The 1,121-nt window shown below is 59.3% G+C and carries 1 protein-coding gene; it reads left to right on the top strand.

Annotation, left to right across the window (positions count from 1 at the left end; genetic code table 11):
* Positions 1-98: 98 nt before the first annotated feature.
* Positions 99-1,121 (top strand): IS4 family transposase (locus KPG66_RS16965; protein ID WP_237071620.1); only part of this gene is annotated, 1,023 nt, incomplete at its 3' end.

Below are 1,121 nucleotides of genomic sequence, written 5' to 3'. Positions count from 1 at the left end.
CTGATCTTTACCCACATCTCGGCGTGGCGCGGCTTGTAAGCTGGCGCGCCCGATGTTAACTTTTCTCTTGGACAATTTTCTTTGGGTGAAGAGCGACATTGTCTGACGCGAACGATGATGACTGGGCCAGTGATGAGTTTGGCGCCGCGCAGTTGGGCGACGCTCGCCTGAGGCGGCGTCTGATCGCACTCGCGCAACGGCTCTCGCACGCTCCACAAAGCTCGTTTCCGCAGTGCCTGGATGTCGCCGAACTCAAAGCCGGGTACCGCTTTTTTGACAATCCGAAGGTCGACACCGACGGCGTGCTCAATCCGCATATTGGCCAAACACTGGGCCGCATGCGGCAGGTGCCAATTGTATTGGCCGTGCAAGACACGACTGAATTCAACCTCAGTCATCTGCCGGCAACGGAAGGCCTGGGCTATGGCAGCGGACATAATCTGCGCGGCTTCATGATGCATAGCGTGCTGGCCGTGACACCACAGGGCTTGCCGCTCGGTGTGCTGGGCATGAAGACTTGGATTCGCCCACCCGAAGAACTTGGCAAAGGGCTGTCGCGTAAGCAGCGCACCATTGGCGATAAGGAAAGCGTTAAGTGGCTCGAGGGCTTTGAACATCTGTCGGCGCTCAAAGAGCATTGCCCTCAAACGCATATCGTTGGTGTATGCGATCGCGAGGGCGATGTCTATGATGTATTTGTCGCCGAACGCCCCGCTGGCGTTGATTGGCTGGTTCGCGCGAGTTGGAATCGCAGCGTGGATCATCCCGAGAAGTATTTGTGGGAAGCGATGGCCACAGCGCCGTTGGTGGGCCAAACCGAATTGCAGATCCCGGGCTCGGGCCGCACGATAGCGCGCACTGCACGCCTGAGGCTGCGATGCGCTCAGGTGCGCTTGCGCCCGCCGCGCTACCGGCGCTGCAAAGGCGTATCGGATGTTGAAGTCTTTGTGATCCATGTCCTGGAAGCAGCGGTGCCCGAAGGGCTCGAGCCGCTTGAATGGATGTTACTGACGTCGGTGCCCACCCATACTCATGAAGAAGCGCTGGAGCGCCTGGCGTGGTACGCGCGTCGTTGGACGATCGAATCGTGGCATCGCGTGCTCAAAAGCGGCTGTCGCGTC

It is taken from the genome of Mycetohabitans sp. B2 (assembly GCF_021733735.1).
GTDB classification, from domain to species: domain Bacteria; phylum Pseudomonadota; class Gammaproteobacteria; order Burkholderiales; family Burkholderiaceae; genus Mycetohabitans; species Mycetohabitans rhizoxinica.
The sequence above is the reverse complement of the archived record's forward strand: the minus strand, read 5'-3'. Positions and strand labels throughout refer to the sequence as shown.